Source organism: Bradyrhizobium sp. CCBAU 53415 (genome assembly GCF_028128735.1).
Classification (GTDB): Bacteria; Pseudomonadota; Alphaproteobacteria; order Rhizobiales; family Xanthobacteraceae; genus Bradyrhizobium.
On the sequence record NZ_LBJF01000022.1, the window covers coordinates 151,282 to 174,431 of the forward strand.

The following is a 23,150-nucleotide window of genomic DNA, read 5'->3' on the forward strand; positions in this document are numbered from 1 at the left end:
TCTCTTTGCGGAAACGGACAGTGGTGGGTTACGCGTCGCTAACCCACTCTACGAGAGCTCGCTACGCCGCCAGATCTGCGACCACTGCATCCAGCACCGGGAATCCGCTGCTGGTCACGCGCAGCCGTCCCGTCGCATCCACGGTGATCGCGCCTTCCTCGCGCAGCAACGCGATGCGGCGGGGGTCGAGCGGGCGACCCGAGAGCGCCTTGTAACGCTCGGGGTCGATGCCCTCGGCAAGGCGCAAACCCATCAGCAGGAATTCGTCGGCGCGCTCCTCGCTGTTGAGGATCTCGTCGGTGACGATGCCGTCGCCATTGGTCTCGACCCGCATCAGCCAGGCCTCGGGACGCTTCTCGGTGGCGGTGGCGTGGCGCACGCCGTCGATGTCGAGGCGGCCATGCGCGCCGGGCCCGATGCCGGCATATTCCTCGCCGCGCCAGTACACCAGATTGTGCCGGCACTCGGCGCCGCGCCGCGCGTGATTGGAGATCTCGTAGGCGGGCAGCCCCAGCTTGTCGCAGGTCTCCTGCGTGACGTCGTAGAGCGCGCGTGCGACCGCTTCGTCCGGCGTCTTCAATTTGCCGGCCTGGTGCAGGCCGAAGAACGGCGTGCCTTCCTCGATCGTCAGTTGATAGAGCGACAGATGCTCGGCCGCTTCATCGATGGCGAGACGCAACTCGTCGGCCCACATCGCCGGCGTCTGGTCCGGGCGGGCGTAGATCAGGTCGAACGAATAGCGGTCGAACGAGCGGCGCGCGATGGCGACGGCATCGAGCGCCTCGCGCGCGCTGTGCATGCGGCCGAGCGCCTTCAGCGAGGCGTCGTCGAGCGCCTGCACGCCGAGCGAGACGCGGTTGACGCCGGCGGCGCGATAGCCGGCGAAGCGCGTGGCTTCGACGCTGGTCGGGTTCGCCTCCAGCGTGACTTCGACGTCGCCTGCAACGGTCCAGTGCTTGCCGATCGCATCGAGCACCGCGCCGACGGTTGCGGGCTGCATCAGGGACGGGGTGCCGCCGCCGAGGAAGATCGAGGTGACCTCACGCCCGGGGGCGCGCGCGGCGGTCGTTGCGATCTCACGCGCGAAGGCCGAGGCGAAGCGCGCCTCGTCGGTCGCGGCGTGGCGGACATGGCTGTTGAAGTCGCAATAGGGACATTTCGACAGGCAGAACGGCCAGTGCACGTAGACGCCAAAGGCTTTAGATTCGTGTTTTGACGCGTTTTCCTGGCGCGAACCGGTATCCACTTCGCTCGAAAACGCTCTAGCGCGGCTCAAGGCAGATCTCCGCCAGTTTCACGAAGGCGCGGGCGCGGTGCGACAGGCCGAGGCCGAGCGGCGGCAGGCCGTGCTTCTCGATGCTCTCCATCTCGCCGAAGGTGCGGCCGTGGCCGTCGGGCAGGAACATCGGGTCGTAGCCGAAGCCGGCATTCCCGCGCGGAGGCCAGACCAGCGTGCCATGAACGTGCGCCTCGACCTCTTCGAGATGATCGTCGGGCCAGGCGACGCAGAGCGCGGAGACGAAGTGCGCCTTGCGCTGGTTCGGCGTGGTGGCGCCGCGCTCCTGCAGCAGGCGCTCGATCTGCGCCATCGCCGCGTTGAAATCCTTGGACGGGCCGGCCCAGCGCGCGCTGTAGATCCCGGGCGCGCCGTCGAGCGCGTCGACCACGATGCCGGAATCATCGGCGAAGGCGGGAAGTCTCGTCGCCCGCGCTGCCGCGATCGCCTTGATCGCGGCATTGCTGCGGAAATCGCTGCCCGTCTCGTCCGGCTCGGACAGGCCGAGGTCGCCGGCCGACACCGCCTCGATGCCGTACGGCGCAAGCAGCTCCCGCATCTCGGCGAGCTTGCCGGGATTGTGGGTGGCGATGACCAGCTTGTCCGTGATTCGGCGGTGCATGGGCCTATTGACTACGCCACAGCCAGTTTCTGCAAGTCCACCAGACGCGCGACGCCCTTGCGGGCCAGCGCCATCAGCGCCAGGAACTCGGCTTCCGTGAACGGCTCGCGTTCCGCGGTGCCCTGCACCTCGATGATACGGCCATCGCCCGTCATGACGAAATTGGCGTCGGTCTCGGCCTCGGAATCCTCAGCGTAGTCGAGATCGAGCACCGGCGTGCCGTTGTAGATGCCGCAGGAGATCGCGGCGACGTTGTCGCGCAGCACGTTGGCCTTGACCATGTTGCGCGCCTTCATCCAGTTGACGCAATCGGCGAGCGCGACCCAGGCGCCGGTGATCGAGGCCGTGCGCGTGCCGCCGTCGGCCTGAAGCACGTCGCAATCGACCGTGATCTGGCGCTCGCCGAGCGCTTCGAGATTGATGATGGTGCGAAGCGAGCGGCCGATCAGGCGCTGGATCTCGACGGTGCGGCCGCTCTGCTTTCCGGCGGAGGCCTCGCGGCGGGTGCGCTCGGAGGTCGCGCGCGGCAGCATGCCGTATTCGGCGGTGACCCAGCCGCGGCCCTGGCCCTTTAGCCACGGCGGCAGGCGGTCCTCCAGCGTGGCGGTGACCAGCACGTGAGTGTCGCCGTATTTCACCAGGCATGAGCCTTCCGCATATTTGACCACGCCGCGCTCCAGTGTCACGGGGCGCAATTCGTCGGGCGCACGGCGGCTTGGCCGCATGGGAAATCCTCCAAAACTCACGGGAAAAGGCTGTTCGCGGTGCTTGTAGGTGGGGCGGGGGTGGGCGGCAAGGCCTTTTCACCCGCTGTTTTCGAGGCCGCGAACGCCGCGCTTGTCAGAAGCCCCAGGGATGGACAAATTATGAGCATCTGAGAGGAGTTACCGTCTGTGGCACATCACGATCCGATCCATCTGATCGCGCCGCGCGCAGGCCTCGCCCAGCTCAACGAGCGCTCCCGCGACATCTTTCGTCAAATTGTCGAAAGCTATCTCGCGACCGGTGAGCCCGTCGGCTCGCGCAACATTTCCCGCCTGATCGCCATGCCGCTGTCGCCGGCCTCGGTCCGCAACGTCATGGCCGATCTGGAACAGCTCGGCCTGATCTATGCCCCCCACACCTCGGCCGGCCGGCTGCCGACGGAACTCGGCCTGCGCTTCTTCGTCGATGCCCTGATGCAGGTCGGCGACCTCAACGAGGCGGAGCGGCAGGCGATCCAGAGCCAGCTCTCCTCCGTCGGTGAGGCGCAGTCGGTCGAGGCGGCGCTGGACCAGGCCTTGATGCGGCTCTCGGGCCTCACCCGGGCCGCCGCTGTCGTGTTGACGCCAAAATCCAATGCGCGGCTGAAGCACATCGAATTCGTCCGCCTGGAACCGGAGAAGGCGCTGGTGATCCTCGTCGGCGAGGACGGCCAGGTCGAAAACCGCGTGCTGGCGCTGCCGCCCGGGGTTCCCTCCTCGGCGATCGTCGAGGCCGGCAATTTCCTCAATGCCCGCATCCGCGGCCGCACGCTGGCCGAGGCGCGGCTCGAGCTGGAGACGGCACTTGGAGAGGCCCGTGCCGAGCTCGATCAGCTGACGCAGAAGGTGATCTCGGCCGGTATCGCCAGCTGGTCCGGCGGCGAGAACGAGGATCGCCAGCTCATCGTTCGCGGCCATGCCAATCTGCTCGAAGATCTGCATGCGCTGGAGGATCTGGAGCGGGTGCGCCTGTTGTTCGACGATCTCGAGACCAAGCGCGGCGTGATCGACCTGCTCGGACGCGCCGAGACCGCCGAGGGCGTCCGCATCTTCATCGGCAGTGAGAACAAGCTGTTCTCGCTCTCGGGGTCCTCCACCATCATCTCGCCCTATCGGGATGCCGCCGGCCACATCGTCGGCGTTTTGGGCGTGATCGGGCCCACGCGATTGAATTATGCCCGCGTGATCCCGACCGTGGATTACGCCGCCCGCATCGTCAGCCGCCTTCTGGGGGGCTGACCGGCGTTTCCTCCGATCACGGGCGCTTGATTTTCGGCGTCCGAAGCACGATATCCGGGCCAGAAAAATCCCTTGAAACGAGTTCGAGAACAGAGCCGATGACCGATCGCGACCGGCAACCCGAAGACACGACCCAGCCGAACGGCGAGCCCGTGGTGTCAAAACCCTACATCATGCCCGATGATCCCGAGCCCGGCTCGGTCGAAACCTTGCAGAAGGAAGCCGCCGAGGCGCGCGATCGCATGCTGCGGACGCTGGCCGAAATGGAGAATTTGCGCAAGCGCACCAGCAAGGAGGTCGCCGACGCTCGCCTCTACGGCATCACCGGCTTTGCCCGCGACGTGCTCGACATTGCCGACAATCTTCAGCGCGCGCTCGACGCCGTTCCGGCCGAGGCCCGTGCCGCAGCCGATCCCGGTCTGACCTCGCTGATCGAGGGTGTCGAGCTCACCGAACGCTCGCTGCTTAACGCGCTGGAAAAGCACGGTGTGAAGAAGTTCGACCCGCAGGGCCAGAAGTTCGACCCGAACTTCCAGCAGGCGATGTTCGAGGTGCCCGATGCGTCGGTGCCGTCGGGCACTGTGGTGCAGGTCGTGCAGGCCGGCTACACCATCGGCGAGCGCGTGCTGCGCCCGGCGCTGGTCGGTGTTGCGAAGGGCGGCGCCAAGGCCGCGCCCGCGGCGAACAACAACGAGTCGAGCGGCGCGGCGAACTGAGTGTCGGTGTCATTCCGGGGCGGCAGAGCCGAACCCGGAATCTCGAGGTTCTCAGGTGCGCAATTGCGCACCGTAGTTCGATGCTTTGCATCGCCCCGCAACGACTGATCGTAAATCTTACGCGCTCGTCGCGATATCCGCAGACTGAATCCGCTTCACGCCGGCCTCGGCCATGTCGACGCCATGTCGGCCCGGGCCTTTGCCAGTGAGCCTGCGTGTCGATGCCGCGGCAGGCATCCTCGGTTACATAGACCTCGAAACCCGTCTTGCGCGCGTCGAGCGCGGTTCAGGCGACGCAGAAATCTGTCGCCAGCCCTGCGACGATCTTGCGTCCCTTCAGATAACCCGCAAGCCACGATCGCCAGATCACGCGGTATGTGTCCCTTGCGTTCGCAAGGACGACACCAGGCGTGCAGCTACCCCTTCGGCTGAATCCCATCGCGCACCGCGCGGAAGCGGGCGAAGGCGGGCAGCCACTGGTCGCGCGGGGCGCTGGCGATGATGCGCAATGATGCGCCGCCGCTCGAGAAGCGGATCCACTGCACCACGGTCACCGGGACCTTGTCCTTGCCGCTGACGCCGTCGATCCGGGTCTCGAAACCCTGCTGGCCGTTGATGCGGATCGGCTCGGACATGGTGACGCGCGACTCGCGCACGCCGGGAATCTGGAGCGCCGCCTCCTGGGCGAAGCGGGCGCGGTCGTCGGCCTGCTGCGGGGTGGCGCCGATCAGACCGAGGATCATGAACGGCCTCGACTCGTAGCCCGTGCTCTCATCGCCGTCGGCCAGGATGATGCTCGAGCCCGGCGCCAGGGTCCGGATATCCTTGAAGTCGGCCAGATTCGTGATCTTGAACGGCATCAGCGCGATCTGCTCTTCGGCCGAGACCTGCTTGCGGGTCACGGTGCTCGCAAACATCTGCCGCACCGCTTCATCGCTGTAGATCCTGGTCGCATTCTCCGGGATCTGCACCGCGACATAGCCGGAGAAGCCGGCGCCGGGCACTATCATCGAATAGCGCTTCACCGGGGTATCGCCCGCCTTGCCGCTTTCGGTGGTGAAATAGGCAAGACCCGCGGGGGTTTCGATCTTGTCCTGCTTGACGCCGTTGGCCCCGGCGGGGTTCGAATTGAAGGCGCTCACGACCTCGCCATAGGCGGCCGGCGGCAGCTCGGTGATCAGCACCTTGACGCTGCCGTCCTCGCTCTCGAAGCCCGGAAAGGTCTTTGCCGTGCTGAGGCCTACCAGGGGCACCATGCCAAGGCGCAAGCCGGGCGGGTAGACGACATCGGCGGCAAGGGCCGGAAGCGCGGAGGCAATGAGGAGGGCGAGCGCGGCGAGGGGGCGGATCAGCTTCATGGGCACTCTGATTGGTTCACATTGAGGCCGTTCGATGGTCGGCCACCGGGCCGCTTTGTCGCGCGAAGCAGCTGTGCTGCGGTTGCCGGCCGGTCGCCTTTTAGCGGGTTTGGCCCTGCCGTAACAGGGTGGGGCAGATTGCCGTGGCGGGGCCTGCCGAGGCCCGAACCCGTTAATAACTCCTCACCCGCAAGGGCGGTCGAGCCCGGATATGATCCGCCAAAACCCAATGTTTTCACGGCCGAAACGTTGCTTCGGTCCTTGCGGGCCCCTCCCCCCCTCCTATATGAGCCTCAATCATCGCAATATCGCGGATGTTTGATCTTAGGGGGTTTCGGTTTGGGTGCCTTCTGGGCCCAGCCAACCTGCCGCAAAAAGAAGGATATCAGGACCATGGGAAAGGTCATTGGGATCGACCTCGGCACCACGAATTCGTGCGTCGCCGTAATGGATGGCAAGAACGCCAAAGTCATCGAGAATTCCGAAGGCATGCGCACGACGCCTTCGATCGTCGCCGTCACGGATGACGGTGAGCGCCTCGTCGGCCAGCCGGCCAAGCGCCAGGCCGTCACCAATCCCGAGCGCACCTTCTTCGCAGTGAAGCGCCTCATCGGCCGCCGCTACGACGACCCGATGGTCGAGAAGGACAAGAAGCTCGTCCCGTACAAGATCGTGAAGGCCTCCAACGGCGACGCCTGGGTCGAGGCCGACGGCCAGACCTACTCGCCCTCGCAGGTCTCGGCGTTCATCTTGCAGAAGATGAAGGAGACCGCGGAAGCCCATCTCGGCCAGAAGGTCGATCAGGCCGTCATCACCGTTCCCGCCTACTTCAACGACGCCCAGCGCCAGGCGACCAAGGACGCCGGCAAGATCGCGGGCCTCGAAGTGCTGCGCATCATCAACGAGCCGACTGCGGCCGCGCTCGCCTATGGCCTCGACAAGACCAAGGCCGGCACGATCGCCGTTTACGACCTCGGTGGCGGCACCTTCGATATCTCCATTCTCGAAATCGGCGACGGCGTGTTCGAGGTGAAGTCGACCAACGGCGACACCTTCCTCGGCGGCGAAGATTTCGACATGCGCCTCGTCGGCTATCTTGCCGACGAGTTCCAGAAGGAGCAGGGCATCAACCTGCGCAACGACAAGCTCGCTTTGCAGCGCCTGAAGGAAGCCGCTGAAAAGGCCAAGATCGAGTTGTCCTCGACGACGCAGACCGAGATCAACCTGCCCTTCATCACCGCGGACCAGACCGGCCCGAAGCATCTGACGATGAAGCTCACCCGCGCCAAGTTCGAGGCGCTGGTCGACGACCTCATCCAGAAGACCGTCGAGCCCTGCCGCAAGGCGCTGAAGGATGCCGGCGTCACCGCCGGCGAGATCGGCGAAGTCGTGCTGGTCGGCGGCATGTCGCGGATGCCGAAGGTGCAGGAAGTCGTGAAGCAGCTGTTCGGCAAGGAGCCGCACAAGGGCGTCAACCCGGACGAAGTCGTGGCGATCGGCGCCGCGATCCAGGCCGGCGTGCTTCAGGGCGACGTCAAGGACGTGCTGCTGCTCGACGTGACCCCCCTGTCGCTGGGCATCGAGACGCTGGGCGGCGTGTTCACCCGCATCATCGACCGCAACACCACGATCCCGACCAAGAAGAGCCAGGTGTTCTCGACGGCTGAAGACAATCAGAATGCCGTCACCATCCGCGTCTTCCAGGGCGAGCGTGAAATGGCGGCCGATAACAAGATGCTCGGCCAGTTCGACCTGATGGGCATTCCGCCGGCTCCGCGCGGCATGCCGCAGATCGAGGTGACCTTCGACATCGACGCCAACGGTATCGTCAACGTCTCGGCCAAGGACAAGGCCACGGGCAAGGAGCAGCAGATCCGCATCCAGGCCTCGGGCGGTTTGTCGGAAGCCGACATCGAGAAGATGGTCAAGGACGCCGAGGCCAATGCCGAGGCGGACAAGAAGCGCCGCGAGGCCGTGACCGCCAAGAACGAGGCCGATGGCCTGGTGCATTCGACCGAGAAGGCGCTGGCCGAGCACGGTTCGAAGGTCGCCGAGAGCGAGCGCCGCGCCATCGAGGATGCCGTCAGCGACCTCAAGGAAGCGCTGAAGGGCGACGATGCCGAGGCGATCAAGGCCAAGACCCAGACGCTGGCCCAGGCTTCGATGAAGCTCGGCGAGGCCATGTACAAGCAGCAGGCCGAGGCCGACGCCAAGAAGGACGCGGCCAAGGACGACGTCGTCGACGCGGAATTCACCGAAGTCGACGACGACAAGAACAACAAGAAGTCCGCTTAAGCCCCAAGAGGGTGATGATGCGGACGGCTTGGACCCCACACGCGCTAACGGCCTCCTCCCTAAAGGGGGAGGCCGTTATGTCGGGACGGACGGGCCAAGACTCTTCTAAAATCGGCCCCGTTACGATCGATCAATCCCCAGCCGTTATTCTCAGCGCTGCCATGCAGCCCTCTGCCGCGAGGTCGAAGGGCGCTTATATCGTTCCGTGTCAACGTTGTTTCGCCTCAACTTGAATCGCGATTGGATAGACCGAGCTCAGCATGTCCACGTCCACCAAGCGCTGCTACTACGAGACCCTGGAAGTCGAACGCGATGCCGATGAAGGCAAGCTGAAGTCGTCGTTCCGCAAGCTGGCAATGAAGTTCCACCCCGACCGCAATCCCGGGGATGAGACCAGCGAAGTCAAGTTCAAGGAAATCAACGAGGCCTACGAGGTCCTGAAGGACAAGGACAAGCGCGCCGCCTACGATCGGTACGGCCACGCCGCCTTCGAGCAAGGTGGCGGCTTTGGCGGCGGCGCCGGTTTCGGCGCGGGCTTCGCCTCCTCCTTCTCCGATATTTTCGAAGACCTGTTCGGCATGGCCGGACAGCGCGGCCGCGGCGGCCGCGAGCGCGGAGCCGACCTGCGCTACAACATGGAAATCACCCTCGAGGAAGCTTTCGGCGGCAAGACCGCGCAGATCGAGATTCCGGTCTCGGTCACCTGTGAGGCCTGTTCGGGCATTGGTGCCAAGGCCGGCACCAAGCCGAAGACCTGCTCGAGCTGCGGCGGCGCCGGCCGCGTGCGGCAGTCGCAGGGCTTCTTCACGCTGGAGCGGACCTGTCCGGGCTGCCAGGGGCGCGGTCAGATGATCGAGGACGCCTGCCCCTCCTGCGCGGGCCAGGGCCGCGTCGCCCGCGAGCGGACGCTGTCGGTCAACATTCCGCAAGGCGTCGAGGACGGCACACGGATCAGGCTCGCCGGCGAGGGCGAGGCCGGCGTCCGCGGCGGTCCACCCGGCGACCTCTACATCTTCCTGTCGCTGGCCCAGCATCAGTTCTTCCAGCGCGACGGCGCCGATCTGCACTGCCGCGTGCCGATCTCGATGGTGACCGCTGCGCTCGGCGGCGAATTCGAGGTGCCGACCATCGAGAAGGGCAAGAGCAAGGTGAAGGTACCGGCGGGAACCCAGTCGGGCCGTCGGTTTCGCATTGCGTCAAAAGGCATGCCGGTGCTGCGGTCGCGCCAGATGGGTGACATGTACGTTCAAGTCGTGGTCGAGACCCCGCAGAACCTCACCAAGAAGCAGCAGGAATTGCTGGCCGAGTTCGATAAGCTCTCCTCCGGCAACACTCAGCCGGAATCCGAGGGCTTCTTCGCCAAGGTCAAGGATTTCTTCGGTAATCGGACGAATTGACCCGTCTTGACCGTACCGCGTTCGGCCTATACGTCTTTGTGACCATTTTCTGACACGCCGCGGTCCCGCGGTCCCGTCCGGTCCCGACATGCCATTGCCATCGTCCGCGCGTGCGTTGAAGAAGCCTCGTCTCGATGACGAGGTGCGCTTTCTCAGGTCGTGGATCGAAAAGCCACTGCACATGGGCGCAGTAATGCCGTCGGGCAAGCTCCTGGCCCGGACCATGGCCCATTACGTCGATGTCGACTCGGACGCGCCAGTGGTGGAGCTCGGACCCGGCACCGGCGCCATCACCTCCGCGCTGATCGAGCGCGGTATCGACCAGAAGCGTCTCGTCCTCGTCGAATACAATCCCGGCTTCTGCGCGCTGCTGCGCGACCGCTACCCACAGGCCAAGGTGGTACAGGGCGATGCCTACCGCCTGCGCGACACGCTCTGGAACGTCTTGAGCGCGCCGGCCAGCGCAGTCGTTTCGGGCCTGCCGCTCGTCACGAAACCGATGCTGACGCGGCTGCGGCTCATCCGCGACGCCTTCACCGCGCTCGCGCCCGGTGCGCCGTTCATCCAGTTCACCTATGCGGTGGTGCCGCCGATCCCGAAATCGCTGCCCGGCGTGTCCACAGAGGCCTCGGAACGGATCTGGATGAATCTTCCGCCGGCCCGCGTCTGGGTGTATCGCAAGGACTAAGTCCGCCGGCTCCTCCTTTTGCGCGGCGGGCTGGTTTCGCCGAACGCATTGGATTGGATGTCAGCTCCCAAGATTCTGGTCATTCCGGGTTCGCTGCGCACCGGCTCGCACAACGCGAAGCTGGCGGCGGTCGCCGCGTATGAATTCGCAAGGGCAGGCGTGGACGTCACCCGCATCTCGCTCGCCGATTTTCCGCTGCCGATCTACGACGGCGATCTCCAGGCCAAATCCGGCGTGCCCAAGCACGCCATCAATCTCAAGCGCATGATCGGCGCCCATCACGGCGTTCTCATCGTATCGCCCGAATACAACGCCTCGGTGCCGCCGCTACTGAAGAACGCGATCGACTGGGTCAGCCGCGTGCACGAGCTGCACGAGGCGCGCGGCGAGGTGTTCCGCAACCGCGTCTTCGCGCTCGCCGGCGCATCGCAGAGCCGGCTCGGCGCGGCCCGCGCGCTCCAGGCCTTGCGGCTGATCCTGACCTCCTGCCACGCCAATGTGATTGCAAGCCAGCTCACGCTCGCCTTTGTCGACCAGGCCTATGACGATATGGATAGGCTGAAGAACGAGGGCGATATCGCCGCGCTGAAGGAGCTGGTAGCGCAGTTGATCGACGTTTCCCAACGTATGATGTGAGGTGACATGACGCCAGCCGAGATCGCCCCCAAGGACCGCCTGATCGTTCCGCTCGATGTGTCGAGCCCGGAGGCTGCCGAGGCGATGGTCGCAAGGCTCGGCGACAGCGTCACGTTCTACAAGATCGGCTATCAGATCGCCTATGCCGGCGGCCTGCCGCTGATCGGCAAGCTCGCCGGCAAGGGCAAGAAGGTGTTCGCCGATCTCAAGATGCACGACATCGGCAACACCGTGATGCGCGGTGTCGAGAGTGTCGCCAAGTTGGGGGCGACTTTCCTCACCGTTCACGCTTATCCGCAGACCATGAAGGCGGCGGTCGAAGGGCGCGGTAAGTCGAGCTTGAGGATTCTCGCGGTCACCGTGCTGACCTCCTACAATGACGACGATCTGCACGCGGCAGGATATCGGCTCGGTGTCTCCGAACTGGTCGAGGCGCGCGCGCAGCAGGCGCAGGTGCTTGGCATCGATGGACTCGTCTGCTCGCCGGAAGAGGTGGGTGCCCTGCGCAAGATCGTCGGCCATCAGATGAGCCTCGTCACACCCGGTATCCGTCCCGCGGGCACGCCGACCGGCGACCAGAAGCGCGTCATGACGCCGGGTCGTGCGATCGCTGCGGGCGCCGACTATCTCGTCGTCGGACGGCCGATCCTCGAGGCCGCTGACCCCAAGGCGGCGGCCGACGCAATCCAGGCCGAGATCGCTCAAGCACTCGGCTAATCACAAGGGAGAACGACAATGGCGAAAGGCTACTGGATCGGACGCGTCGACGTGAGCAATGACGAGGGCTACAAGCCCTATGCCGTCGCCAACGGTCCGATCTTCAAGAAATGGGGCGGCCGTTTCGTCGTACGTGCCGGTAAATTCACCATCGTCGAAGGCGCCAGCCGCAACCGCAACGTCGTGATCGAATTCCCCGACTACGAGACTGCGCTCGCCTGCTACAACTCGCCGGAATACCAGGCCAACATCAAGGTGCGCCAGCCGCACTCGGTGGCCGACCTCATCATCATCGAAGGCTATGAAGGTCCGCAGCCGTCGTAAAAAGGAACGCGCGGTCGTCAATTCATGAGTGTGGATTGCTGATCAGCGAGCGCCCCTTCGCCCGAGCGGCTGTCTCGCCAAATTGTGGCGAGATCGGCCGCGAGGTAAATCTCGCCTGATGCAGCCGAGCGGTTCCAGGACTTCCCTGAAGGGGGGGATTGGCCGCTCCACCTGCCTCCGTCGCGTTACTCACCCAGCTTCTTTGCAACAATTCTTTTGTCCCCAAATGGGGATTGCGACGCTGCCCAATTTTCATTCAAGGTTGCTTTGTTCGAACTGTACAACAGGGGCGATGGAAGGTCACCCAAGCAAAGCACTACGTCCCTCATCGGAGGCAAGCCTACCCGCATCACGAAAACCTTGAATCAAGGAGCGGAAATCATGGCACTCATCAATGGAACGGCAGGCGACGATATCCTTCCCGGAACGGCAGCTGACGACGAGATCAACGGGCTGGCAGGCAACGATACGATCACCGGGTTGGATGGCAACGACCTCGTGAACGGAGGCGCGGGTGACGACAACATCGATGGTGGTGCTGGTAACGACACTCTGAACGGCAATGCCGGTGTGGATACGATCGCCGGCGGCGACGGTGACGATGCCATCAGCGGTGGTGCCGGAGACGACAATCTTTCGGGCAATGACGGCCTCGACACGATCCACGGCAACGCCGGCGACGACACGATTGACGGCGGCCTGGGTGACGATCAGCTCTTTGGTGACGCGGGTGCCGACTCCATTCACGGCGGAGATGGCGATGATGCCATCCACGGTGGCGCCGGAGCCGATACCCTCTGGGGAGACGCAGGCAATGATACGCTGAGTGGTGATGCCGGCAATGACACCTTGAACGGCGGTCTTGGCGACGACACGTTGAGCGGAGGCGTCGGCGACGATGTCATCAACGGCGACGAGGGCAATGACACGCTGAACGGCGGCCTCGGAAACGACACGCTCAATGGCGGTGCGGACGACGACGTCTTGAATGGGGGTGCCGGCAATGACACGCTGAACGGGGATGCTGGCAACGACACCATGCATGGAAACGCCGGAGCCGACCTTATGGATGGCGGTGCCGGTAACGACACGATGTTCGGCGACGCCGGAGACGACACTATGTCGGGCGGAGCCGGGGATGACACCGTGAATGGCGGTGACGGCGCGGACGAACTCAGCGGCGGCACGGGCAACGATACGCTAAACGGCGACGCGGGCGACGATACGCTTGCCGGCGGCGACAATAACGATACGCTAAACGGCGGAGACGGAGCCGACACGCTCGCGGGCGGAAATGGCAACGATACGCTCGCCGGCGGCGCAGGCGATGACGAGCTGAATGGCGGTAACGGCAACGACGTCCTCGACGGGGGTACGGGAGACGACGTGCTGACGGGTGGTGCGGGCGCCGACACCTATAATTTCGGTGACGACACCGCCACCAACTTCGGTGATGACGAGATAACGGATTTCAGTCTCACCGATGGTGATCTGATACACGTCGATGCTGCGCCGGGATTCGATCCGAACTCGATCGTAGTCGACGACGATGGCACCAATACCGTGCTCGACTTCGGCTTCGGAACGATTCAACTCGACGGCGTCACGGGAGGCGCAACGCCATTCACGACGATCGACGACATCAACGTGGCTGCGGGGGCCACGGTCATCGAAGTCGTGTGAGGCCCGTTCGGCGGGGCGGCTACCGGTCCGCCCCGCCGTTGCATTTCTGCAATCCGTACTAGTCAGTCGGTAACATTGCCTGCCGGTCATGTATTTGCGTCCGCCTGAGAGCCCAGCGACAGGGAAGAGATCGCTGTTCGGATTGATTCCGGGACGGCATGCTTTCGCGTGGGTGGTGGCCTTCAGCATCTCGGTGAACCTGCTGCTTCTGGTCGTTCCCTTCTATTCGATCGAGGTGTTCGACCGGGTGATCAGCAGTGGTAGCGTTGAAACGCTTGTCGGTCTTACGGCCATCGCCGCAGCGGCTCTCGTCTTTAGCGCCGTTTTCGATATCTTGCGTAGCCGGCTCCTCAGTCGGTTCGCCGTTGGGTTCGAGAGGTGCGTCGCCCCAATCGTTCTCGAAGGCACCATCGTGGACGCGGCAAGTCGCGGCGATGGGAGGACGCACGATCTCGTCAAGGTTCGTGAGCTGAGGACCTTTCTGTCAAGCGGCACCGTTACAACGCTGATCGACGCTCCGTTCCTCCCTGCCTTCATCCTCATTCTCTTCTTCCTCCACGTTTGGTATGGCGCCATCGCTCTGGTCGGGACGGTGATTCTGCTGGTGATGGGCGTCATCAGCCGCCGGATCGCGCGCACCGAAACCGCCGACGCTTCGGGAGCCGCCCTGCGGACGCAGGCCGCCCTGGATGGGATCGTCCGGCATGCCAGCCTCGTGCGCGCGATGGGGTGGACTCTCGGCGCGGTCAGCGAATTCATGCGGCTCAACGACCAGGCAATGGCGCCCGTCGTCCGGGCCAGTGAACGTGTCTACGCGATTGGCGCTGCCGCGCGCATGGTCAGAACAATCCTGCAGATTGCCGCGATCGGAGCGGGTGCCTGGCTGGTGCTTCAAAATGAGGTGTTGTCGGGCAGCCTGATTGCGAGTTCGCTGCTGGTGGCGCGCACGCTCCAACCCATGGAAGGGCTGATCACGGCCTGGCGCGCGCTCGCATCCGCGCAGGAGGCTTGGACACAGGTCCAGGCCGCCGCCGCGCCGGTATTGGCGCGAAAGAGAAAGACCTTGCTTCCGATGCCGTCCGGCAGGGTGGTCATCGATCGCGTGGCTTATCGGCCACCTGGAGCCAAACGTGCCGTCCTCGCAGGTATAAGCTTTGAGTGCCGCCCCTCGCAAATCGTGGTTGTCATAGGTCCAACGGGGGCTGGGAAGTCGACCCTGCTGCGGCTGATGGCTGCCCTTGAGCCGCCGAGTAGCGGCACGATCCGACTGGATCACGCCGCTCTCCACAATTGGGATGCCGATCAACTCGGCAAGTTCGTCGGATATCTTCCCCAGGACGTGCAGCTCGTTGGCGGTACCGTCGCAGAAGCGATCGCCGGATTCGACGAAAACGCGCGCGACGAAGACATCACCGCGGCAGCGATGCTCGCGCAGGCGCATGATATGATCCTGTCCCTGCAATCCGGCTATCAGACCGAGATCGGGCGCGACGGCAGCAAGCTCTCAGGTGGCCAGCGCCAGCGGATCGGCCTTGCACGAGCGTTCTACGGCGACCGCAAGTTGATGCTGCTGGACGAACCAAATGCCAATCTCGACCCGGACGGCGAGGAAGCGCTCTGCTCTGCGGCTTTGCAGGTCAAGGCGCGCGGCGCAACGCTGGTCATCGTGACGCACAGGCCCCGCCTCCTGACGATCGCAGATGCCGTATTGCTGCTCAGAGATGGCATTCAGCTCGCGTTTGGTCCGCCCAGAAAAGTTCTGCCCCTCCGCATATCCGAGGTCACGCCGATGGCGAAGTCGACCGACATCGATCGCGAAGGAGAATCCCGGCTGCCTAGGACCCGAGGAGCAGGTCGATGACGTCGCAAGGTCATGGTCGCAACGTCGTCATCTCCCGCCATGCGGCGACTGGCGATCGGCGGGCAGCATTCAGCGAACCACGCTCCGACATGCGGCGCATCGTGGCGTGGGGGTGTGTGTTGCTCGTTCTGCAGTTCTGCTGCATCGGCGTCTGGGCGACCACCGTACCGCTCCGCAGCGCTGTCGTGGCGTCCGGCTTCATCAAGGTGCATTCGAAACGGAAGGCCGTGCAGCATCTCGAGGGAGGTATCATAAAGTCGATCCTGGTCAGAGAAAATGATCGTGTCCAGGCCGGTCAGGTCATTGCGCGGCTCGACACCACGCAGATCGAGGCGATGCTTGGCTCGCTTGAGACGAAATTGTTTGCGGATCTTGCGATGGAAGCACGATTGACCGCCGAACAGGCCGGCAAAAAAGCAATACGATTTCCGGATGAACTGCGAACGAGCTCCGCTGCGGCCGCGGGCATTGCCGTACAAACCCAGCAAGCCGAATTTGCGGCGCGCTTGACGGCGATCGAGGGTGAGCGACGGCAGATCGATCAGCAGATGCTGCAATCGAAGGACACCATTCGTGGCCTGGAGGGCGACACGAATGGGGCAGAGCAGCAACTTGCCCTTCTGAAAGAGGAAATCGCGGACACGAGCTCCTTGCTCGCGAAGGGCCTCGCGCGCAAGCCGCGTCTACTGGCTCTGCAACGTAGCCAGGCTGAAACGGAAGGGCAGATCGCCCGCAATGCAGCATCGATCTCGCAGGCACGAGCCAAGATCGCCGAATTGGACGATAGGCGTCGGCAGCTGGAGCTGGACCAGAAGCGGGATATCGCGAAGCAGCTGCACGCCACAAGCGAAGAGATTGGCGCTCTTCGACATCGAATTGCCGCGTTGCGTGATCAGATTGTACGGTCCGAATTGCGTGCACCTGAAGGTGGAAAAGTCGTCGGCCTCAACAGCAGGGACCTCAGTGCCGTGCTTGCACCTAGGGAAACTCTCCTGGAAATCGTGCCTCTCCAAGACCGGCTTGTCATCGAGGCAACGCTGAAGCCGACGGATCGACAAGAGGTTTATGTGGGACAGACGGCGCGCGTGCGCGTCCTCGCGTTGAACATCCGGCGAATACCCATGCTGGAAGCGAAGGTCGTTGCGGTTGCCGCAGATGCTCTGAATGACCCGAAGACGGGAGCGGCCTCCTACATGGCGGAACTGGAGTTAAGCACCGCTACGCCGACTGCATATTACCTTTCGTCGTTGTTGCCCGGAATGCCCGTCGAGGTGTTCGTTGAGACGGGAGAAAGAACCTTTGCGGAGTATTTGCTGCAGCCCATGGTGCTGCGGATCCACCGCGCTTTCAGGGAGAGTTAGGCCGCTGGCGCAAGGCTGGCTGCATCGATATTGCGGGAGGAGCACTTGCACCAGAATGGCAAGGTACTGCCCCACTGGCAGAACAGGGTTGGCTTTTGTCATACCGACAGCGCACGTTCGACGATTGATGCGGAAGGCCTGGTCGAACAGTCCGCGGAACCTGCTGATCAGAGCGTCGGCCGTACGACGATGGAGTATTTTGGTAGGGGGATTGCGAAGCTCCTCGAATGCCGCAGCTGCTACGTCGCGGCGGCAATACGTCGGCCTTCCTGCCAGGAACTGCTACAGGTGCGGATCGGGCAGGCGACCATCGATCCCTCGTGCACGGCCATGGTGGCGCGGATTGTCGGCAAGGGCGCTAGTACAGGTTGTACGCTGCTCGAACCCGTCCATACGCGCACTACCTTCGTGCGAAGGCTGATCGGACCCGAACCGGATCTGAAAGGTCATTCTGTGATAGGAAGGTTCGCCGCTTGCGACGGCATGACCGTCGTCTTTGTCGCGGGATGGCGTTCAGTGGGACTTACTCGGGCAGAGGTTCCGTGCCTGGTGCGTGCGGTGCGTGCGATCTGGGAGACTGCAAGCGATCTGGTACGGTTGCAGCAACGCCAGGAAGATGCCGCCGCCTGGCTTGGAGTTCTGGCATTTCCCGCCCTCATCGTTGACGAAGATCTTCACGTTCACGAAATCAACGGCAGCGCGCAATCGCTGATGGCCAAGGGCGAACTCCTCAAGGCGAATGGAGACCGGTTGGCGGGGCGTAGCAGTTCGGTAACGGCCGCCTTGAGGGAGGCGATTCGCGAATCATTGAGTTCGCGCGCCGATCGGGAGTGGTTGGATACAACCGTGCCTCTTTCAACCGAGCGCGAGCGGTTTGCCTTTGCCAGAATCGGAGCTGCGCCGCCGCCTTGCGATAGCGGAAAAGCGCTTGTCATCGTGCCGCAATTCGATGAGGTGTCGGGAGCGCACCGTATCGCCGCGGCTTTCGGCCTGAATTTCGCCGAAGAGCGGATCGTTACTCGGATCCTTCAAGGCAAGTGTCCGCGACAGATCGGTGCTGACCTCCGGCTGACCGAAGCAACAGTGAGAACCTACACCAAGCGCATTATGCTCAAACTGGGAATCAACCGGCAATCCGAGTTCTTTGTGCTTCATCATCTCACGCAATCGCCGTTCGGTTCGGGCCTGCGTTCGAAGCGTTCATGATGACACCAGTCCGTCCGCTCGCAGCGATCTCTTTCCGTCTTTCGCCTGTGATTGCGGTCCTTGTGTTCGCTGTCCCTGGAAATGCCCTTGCCGAACCCATCCAACTGGGGATGCCGATCGCCTGCGAGCCCGGCAGGACGTGCTACATTCAGAATTATACGGATCGCGATCCTTCGCCGGCAGCAAGGGACTACAAGTGTGGCACGCTGACATACGATGGGCACAACGGAACTGATTTTCGGCTCCCCTCGCTGCAGGCGCAACGGGTTGGCGTTGACGTTCTCGCGTCCGCAAGCGGGCGCGTCGTTCGAACTCGGGAAAATCTGCCGGACGGCGCGTTTCGCAAATCCGCCCGCGAGGCTGTGCGTGATGTCGAATGTGGCAATGGCGTTTTGATCGAACACGACGGCCACTGGGAAACGCAATATTGTCATTTGGCAACGGGTAGTCTTCAGGTGAAGCCCGGCGACTCCGTAACACGAGGGCAGCCGCTCGGCCGAGTAGGTCTATCGGGTTTGACCGAGTATCCTCACCTCCACTTCACGGTCCGGCACAACGGTTCGATCATAGATCCTTTTGCCTACGGCTCGAGCCCGGAATCCTGCGGCGGAGGAGAGATGCTCTGGGATCCCGCACTCCAGGCGCGGCTCCGCTATCAGGATCGGGCGGTCCTGAACACGGGTTTTGCGAGTGCCCCGGTGACGATGGAATTCATCGAGGATGGAAGAACGGACGTGGAATTGCCTTCCGCGACCTCGGCGGCCATTGTCGCTTTTGTCCGCATCATCGGTTTGAAATCGGGCGACCTGCAGCGACTTGTCGTCAGCAGTCCCTCCGGCAACGTGATCGCCCAAAACAATGCTGCGCCCGTCGAGCACAATAAGGCTCAAGCTTTTCTGTTCACGGGTCGAAAGCGCCCCGCCAACGGCTGGGACCCGGGCACCTACAAGGCGGAATACACCGTTGAGCACGCCGGCCAGGTCGTGCTGAGAGAGCTCTGGGAACTCCCGGTTCGATCGCGTTGATCCAGGATATTTTCCGTTGATCCGCGGAGCCCGCATCCGCCCGCCCGCCGTCAAATCCCCTCGTCCGCGCAATCCCGACAGTTCCATCGGTTGCTCAAACCGCCCGCGACCGGTATAGGGCCATGGAAAGGATCACACCATGTCCGACATGCGCTTGATTGTTGCAGGAGCCGGCGGCCGGATGGGACGGGCGCTGACGCGGGCGATCGCCGAGAGCAAGGGCGCGGTGCTGGCCGGCGCGCTGGAGGCGCCGGGCTCGGAACTGCTCGGCAAGGATGCCGGCGTGCTCGCAGGCCTGCCGGCGAACGGAATCAAGCTCTCCGCGGATCTCTGGGCAATGTCGAAGGATGCCGACGGCATCCTCGACTTCACCGTCCCGGCGGCGACCATCGCCAATGTCGCGATCGCTGCCGAGCGCGGCATCGTCCACGTCATCGGCACGACCGGATTGTCCGGTTCCGACAACGCCGTGATCAGGAGCGTCACCAATCGCGCCGTCGTGGTGCAGTCGGGCAATATGAGCCTGGGCGTCAACCTGCTCGCCGCGGTGGTCAAGCGCGTTGCCAAGGCGCTCGACCAGAGCTTCGATATCGAGATCGTCGAAACCCATCATCGCATGAAGGTCGACGCGCCCTCGGGCACGGCGCTGATGCTGGGCCAGGCTGCAGCCAGCGGCCGCGGCGTCACCCTCGATGAACATTCCGAGCGTGGGCGCGACGGCATCACCGGCGCGCGCCGGCCGGGCAATATCGGCTTCGCGTCCTTGCGCGGCGGCACCGTGGCCGGCGATCACAGCGTCAGTTTCCTCGGCCCGTTCGAGCGCCTGACGCTGTCGCATCAGGCCGAGGACCGCATGCTGTTCGCCCATGGCGCGCTGAAGGCGGCACTGTGGGCGCACGGCAAGCAGCCGGGGCACTACTCCATGGCCGACGTGCTCGGCCTCGCCGACATCTGAACGAACCCAACGGAAAGCAGTCAATGAGCGAACGTCTTCTCGTGCTCGTGCGCCACGGCCAGAGCGAATGGAATCTGAAGAACCTGTTCACGGGGTGGAAGGATCCTGACCTCACCGAGCTCGGTGTGAACGAAGCCAGGGAAGCCGGCCGCAAGCTGAAGGCGCAGGGTCTCGTGTTCGACGTCGCCTTCACCTCGGTCTTGACGCGCGCGCAGCACACGCTGGATCTCATCCTCGCCGAGCTCGGCCAGACCGGTCTGCCGACTTCGAAGGACCTCGCGTTGAACGAGCGCGACTACGGCGATCTCTCCGGTCTCAACAAGGACGATGCCCGCAAGAAATGGGGCGAGGACCAGGTGCTGATCTGGCGCCGCTCCTACGACGTGCCGCCGCCCGGCGGCGAAAGCCTGAAGGACACCCTCGCGCGGGCGCTGCCCTATTACGTGCGGGAGATCCTGCCCGGCGTGCTCAACGGCAAGCGCACCCTGGTTGCCGCCCACGGCAACTCGCTGCGCGCGCTGATCATGGTGCTGGAGAAGCTCTCGCCGGAGGGCATCCTGAAGCGCGAGCTCGCCACTGGCGTGCCGATCATCTATCGGCTCAATGCGGATTCGACGGTGGCCTCGAAGCTGGATCTGGCGGGCTAATCGACGCTGTCATTCCGGGGCGCCCGAAGGGCGAACCCGGAATCTCGAGCTTCTCAGGCGCGCAATTGCGCACCATGGTTCGATACTTCGCATCGCCCCGGAACGACATCGGAAAGTCACTCCATCCCCAGCTGCCCCGCTTCCCAGCCCAGCATCGCCTGTTTGCGGGTGATGCCCCAGTGGTAGCCGGTGAGCGTGCCGCTCTTGCCGAGCGCGCGATGACAGGGCACGACGAAGGAGACCGGATTCTTGCCGACGGCAGCGCCGACGGCGCGCGAGGCCTTCGGGCTGTTGATGTTGCAGGCGATGTCGGAATAGGACACCGCGCGTCCCATCGGAATCTTCAGCAGCGTCTCCCACACCCGCACCTCGAAATCGGTGCCGATCAGGACCACGCGCAGCGGCTGATCCGGCCGCCACAGCCTTGGGTCGAAGATGCGCGCTGCGAGCGGTGCGGTGCCTTCGTGATCTTCCACATAAGTGGCATTCGGCCAGCGCCGCGTCATATCGGCGAGCGCGATCCCCTCTTCGCCGGGATCGGCGAAGGCAAGTCCAGACAGCCCACGGTCAGTGGCGATCACGATCGCGGTGCCGAACGGCGAGGGATGGAAGCCGTAGCGCAGGGTGAGGCCGGCACCGCCGTTCTTCCACTCGCCTGGCGACATCGCTTCGTGGGTGACGAAGAGATCGTGCAGCCGGCCCGGCCCCGACAGGCCGGAGTCGAGCGCCGCGTCGAGGATGCTGGCGGACTCCCTGAGCAGGTTCTTGGCGTGGTCGAGGGTGAGCGCCTGCATGAAAGCCTTCGGCGTGATCGAAGCCCAGCGGCGGAACAGATGGTGCAGTTCATCCGGCGTGACGCCGGCGGCATCCGCCATCGCCTCGATGGTCGGCTGCGCGCGCCAGTTCGCCGAAATGAAGGCGATCGCCCGGCGCACCGAATCATAGTCGCGCAAGGCGGCGTTCTGGGTGCCCGGCTTGGCCAGGCGCTGGTCATGTATCGCGAGGGTCATCATGACCGGAAATGTAGGAGAGGGGGTGGCTCGAAACCACCCGATTTCTGACCGTGCTCAGGTCACCGGATTATAGGTCGGTCCACGCCGCGCAGCATTCAGGGCTCCGACCAAGGCATTGTAAAAACTGGCTTTTTCATCAGGTCCGAGAAAGCCGGCGATGAGCAGCCGGCGGCCGCGCGAGATCAGATAGAGGTGCTCGATGCCGTATTCCTCGTCGACCTCCTGGTCGAGCCGGACCCAGAGCGGATTGAAGGTCCATTCGGCAACCTGGCCACGATGGCTGACACGACGCACGCGCAGTTCCGACGGTGTAACCACGATCTCCTCGCTGGCCCGCGCCGCGCGGAAATTAACCTTGAAGGCCCACCAGATCACCAGCACGTCGAGACCGAAAAAGCCGAACACGGGCCAGGCGCCCATCATCAGGAAGGAGAGGCCGGTGATGAAGCTGACGACGCTCAGGAACAGCATCACGGCGAGGAAGCCGGCGCGGTTCAGCGAGCGGTGCGGCGTCAGGCGCGCGGAGAAGATCTGAGGCTCATCCTCCATTTCGGATCGCGCGCTCTCAATTTCGTTGCCTGTGCTCATCGCCCATCAGTATATCCCGATCATGGCGAAAATCACCCGCAAGCCGGCCCCGCGCAAAGCGGCGGTGTCGAAGAAAAAGGCAAAGCCGGTCGCGACCAAACCGAAGGCGCCCGCGAAGAAATCGCTCAAAGCCATGAAGCCGTGGACGCCGGCTGAGGTCCACGAGGTCTTCAGCCGTTTCCGCAAGGCCAATCCGGAGCCGAAGGGCGAGCTCGAGCACGTCAATCCGTTCACGCTGCTGGTCGCCGTGGTGCTGTCGGCGCAGGCGACCGACGCCGGCGTCAACAAGGCGACGCGCGCCTTGTTCGAGGTCGCCGACACCCCGCAGAAGATGCTCGATCTCGGCGAGGAGCGGCTGCGCGATTACATCAGGACCATCGGCCTCTACCGCACCAAGGCGAAGAACGTGATCGCGCTGTCGGCGAAGCTGCTCAGCGAATTCGGCGGCCAGGTGCCGCGCACGCGCGCCGAGATCGAGTCGCTGCCCGGCGCCGGACGCAAGACAGCGAACGTCGTGCTCAACATGGCCTTCGGCGAGCACACCATGGCGGTCGATACGCATGTCTTCCGCGTCGGCAACCGAACCGGACTTGCGCCCGGCAAGACACCCCTGGAGGTCGAGCTCGGTCTCGAAAAGGTCATCCCGGCCGAGTTCATGCTGCATGCCCATCATTGGCTGATCCTGCACGGCCGCTATACTTGCCTCGCGCGCAAGCCGCGCTGCGAGGTGTGCCTGATCAACGATCTTTGCCGGTGGCCGGAGAAGACGGTGTGAGATCGCGGTGAGTTCGTTTGAGGTT

Annotated in this window: 22 protein-coding genes; 16 read left to right on the forward strand and 6 right to left on the reverse strand. The window is 63.9% G+C overall.

The window, feature by feature from the left end; all coding sequences use genetic code 11:
* Positions 1–61: 61 nt before the first annotated feature.
* Genes hemW through rph form a run of 3 tightly spaced genes read right to left on the reverse strand, consistent with a single transcriptional unit; the run spans position 62 to position 2,623 of the window.
* Positions 62–1,246: a radical SAM family heme chaperone HemW gene (gene hemW, locus XH87_RS15195; protein ID WP_271587992.1), complete on the reverse strand. Its 1,185-nt coding sequence runs from the start codon at positions 1,244–1,246 to the stop codon at positions 62–64.
* Between the two features lie 16 nt (positions 1,247–1,262).
* Positions 1,263–1,898 (reverse strand): RdgB/HAM1 family non-canonical purine NTP pyrophosphatase, encoded by a 636-nt coding sequence (rdgB, locus tag XH87_RS15200; RefSeq protein ID WP_271587912.1) that lies wholly within the window; start codon positions 1,896–1,898, stop codon positions 1,263–1,265.
* Between the two features lie 11 nt (positions 1,899–1,909).
* Positions 1,910–2,623 (reverse strand): ribonuclease PH, encoded by a 714-nt coding sequence (gene rph, locus XH87_RS15205; protein ID WP_035712116.1) that lies wholly within the window; start codon positions 2,621–2,623, stop codon positions 1,910–1,912.
* 168 nt (positions 2,624–2,791) lie between these two features.
* Between rph and hrcA the strand changes: the two genes are divergently transcribed.
* Positions 2,792–3,880: a heat-inducible transcriptional repressor HrcA gene (hrcA, locus tag XH87_RS15210; RefSeq protein WP_271587913.1), complete on the forward strand. Its 1,089-nt coding sequence runs from the start codon at positions 2,792–2,794 to the stop codon at positions 3,878–3,880.
* A gap of 98 nt (positions 3,881–3,978) precedes the next feature.
* The gene (gene grpE, locus XH87_RS15215) at positions 3,979–4,596 is read left to right on the forward strand and encodes a nucleotide exchange factor GrpE (protein ID WP_271587914.1); all 618 of its coding nucleotides are present in this window, start codon (positions 3,979–3,981) and stop codon (positions 4,594–4,596) included.
* A 416-nt stretch (positions 4,597–5,012) separates the two neighbouring features.
* Here the strand turns inward: grpE and XH87_RS15225 are convergent, their stop codons facing one another.
* Positions 5,013–5,954: a hypothetical protein gene (locus tag XH87_RS15225; RefSeq protein ID WP_271587915.1), complete on the reverse strand. Its 942-nt coding sequence runs from the start codon at positions 5,952–5,954 to the stop codon at positions 5,013–5,015.
* Positions 5,955–6,347: 393 nt separating this feature from the next.
* On the opposite strand from XH87_RS15225, the gene dnaK reads away from it, so the two are divergent.
* From dnaK to XH87_RS15290, 13 genes are all read left to right on the forward strand, one after another.
* The gene (dnaK, locus tag XH87_RS15230) at positions 6,348–8,249 is read left to right on the forward strand and encodes a molecular chaperone DnaK (protein WP_025033017.1); all 1,902 of its coding nucleotides are present in this window, start codon (positions 6,348–6,350) and stop codon (positions 8,247–8,249) included.
* Positions 8,250–8,509: 260 nt separating this feature from the next.
* Positions 8,510–9,646, forward strand: a complete 1,137-nt coding sequence (gene dnaJ / locus XH87_RS15235; protein ID WP_271587916.1) for a molecular chaperone DnaJ — start codon at positions 8,510–8,512, stop codon at positions 9,644–9,646.
* 88 nt (positions 9,647–9,734) lie between these two features.
* Positions 9,735–10,334, forward strand: a complete 600-nt coding sequence (locus XH87_RS15240) for a class I SAM-dependent methyltransferase (protein WP_035712128.1) — start codon at positions 9,735–9,737, stop codon at positions 10,332–10,334.
* Positions 10,335–10,391: 57 nt separating this feature from the next.
* Entirely contained in the window at positions 10,392–10,970 is a 579-nt protein-coding gene (locus XH87_RS15245; protein ID WP_035712131.1) for an NADPH-dependent FMN reductase, read from the forward strand.
* Between the two features lie 6 nt (positions 10,971–10,976).
* Entirely contained in the window at positions 10,977–11,687 is a 711-nt protein-coding gene (gene pyrF, locus XH87_RS15250; protein ID WP_271587917.1) for an orotidine-5'-phosphate decarboxylase, read from the forward strand.
* A gap of 18 nt (positions 11,688–11,705) precedes the next feature.
* On the forward strand, positions 11,706–12,011 hold the full coding sequence (locus XH87_RS15255) for a DUF1330 domain-containing protein (protein WP_271587918.1): 306 nt from the start codon (positions 11,706–11,708) through the stop codon (positions 12,009–12,011).
* A 381-nt stretch (positions 12,012–12,392) separates the two neighbouring features.
* A complete protein-coding gene (locus XH87_RS15260) occupies positions 12,393–13,694 on the forward strand; it encodes a calcium-binding protein (RefSeq protein WP_271587919.1) in 1,302 nt (433 codons plus the stop codon).
* 175 nt (positions 13,695–13,869) lie between these two features.
* On the forward strand, positions 13,870–15,555 hold the full coding sequence (locus tag XH87_RS15265; RefSeq protein ID WP_442868275.1) for a type I secretion system permease/ATPase: 1,686 nt from the start codon (positions 13,870–13,872) through the stop codon (positions 15,553–15,555).
* Entirely contained in the window at positions 15,552–16,916 is a 1,365-nt protein-coding gene (locus tag XH87_RS15270) for an HlyD family type I secretion periplasmic adaptor subunit (protein WP_271587921.1), read from the forward strand. Before XH87_RS15265 ends, XH87_RS15270 begins: the two co-directional genes overlap by 4 nt.
* Before the next feature lie 45 nt (positions 16,917–16,961).
* Positions 16,962–18,122 (forward strand): helix-turn-helix transcriptional regulator, encoded by a 1,161-nt coding sequence (locus XH87_RS15275; protein WP_271587922.1) that lies wholly within the window; start codon positions 16,962–16,964, stop codon positions 18,120–18,122.
* A complete protein-coding gene (locus XH87_RS15280; RefSeq protein WP_271587923.1) occupies positions 18,119–19,147 on the forward strand; it encodes a M23 family metallopeptidase in 1,029 nt (342 codons plus the stop codon). Before XH87_RS15275 ends, XH87_RS15280 begins: the two co-directional genes overlap by 4 nt.
* A gap of 139 nt (positions 19,148–19,286) precedes the next feature.
* Positions 19,287–20,102, forward strand: a complete 816-nt coding sequence (gene dapB / locus XH87_RS15285; protein WP_035712139.1) for a 4-hydroxy-tetrahydrodipicolinate reductase — start codon at positions 19,287–19,289, stop codon at positions 20,100–20,102.
* 23 nt (positions 20,103–20,125) lie between these two features.
* Positions 20,126–20,749, forward strand: a complete 624-nt coding sequence (locus XH87_RS15290) for a 2,3-bisphosphoglycerate-dependent phosphoglycerate mutase (RefSeq protein WP_271587924.1) — start codon at positions 20,126–20,128, stop codon at positions 20,747–20,749.
* 116 nt (positions 20,750–20,865) lie between these two features.
* Here the strand turns inward: XH87_RS15290 and XH87_RS15295 are convergent, their stop codons facing one another.
* Together XH87_RS15295 and XH87_RS15300 are read right to left on the reverse strand one after the other, a co-directional pair.
* Positions 20,866–21,762: a methylated-DNA--[protein]-cysteine S-methyltransferase gene (locus XH87_RS15295; protein ID WP_158667762.1), complete on the reverse strand. Its 897-nt coding sequence runs from the start codon at positions 21,760–21,762 to the stop codon at positions 20,866–20,868.
* A 54-nt stretch (positions 21,763–21,816) separates the two neighbouring features.
* Complete coding sequence (locus tag XH87_RS15300; RefSeq protein WP_271587925.1) at positions 21,817–22,350, reverse strand: DUF2244 domain-containing protein; 534 nt, start codon at positions 22,348–22,350, stop codon at positions 21,817–21,819.
* A 22-nt stretch (positions 22,351–22,372) separates the two neighbouring features.
* Between XH87_RS15300 and nth the strand changes: the two genes are divergently transcribed.
* Positions 22,373–23,125 (forward strand): endonuclease III, encoded by a 753-nt coding sequence (nth, locus tag XH87_RS15305; protein ID WP_271587926.1) that lies wholly within the window; start codon positions 22,373–22,375, stop codon positions 23,123–23,125.
* The last annotated feature ends 25 nt before the right edge of the window (positions 23,126–23,150 follow it).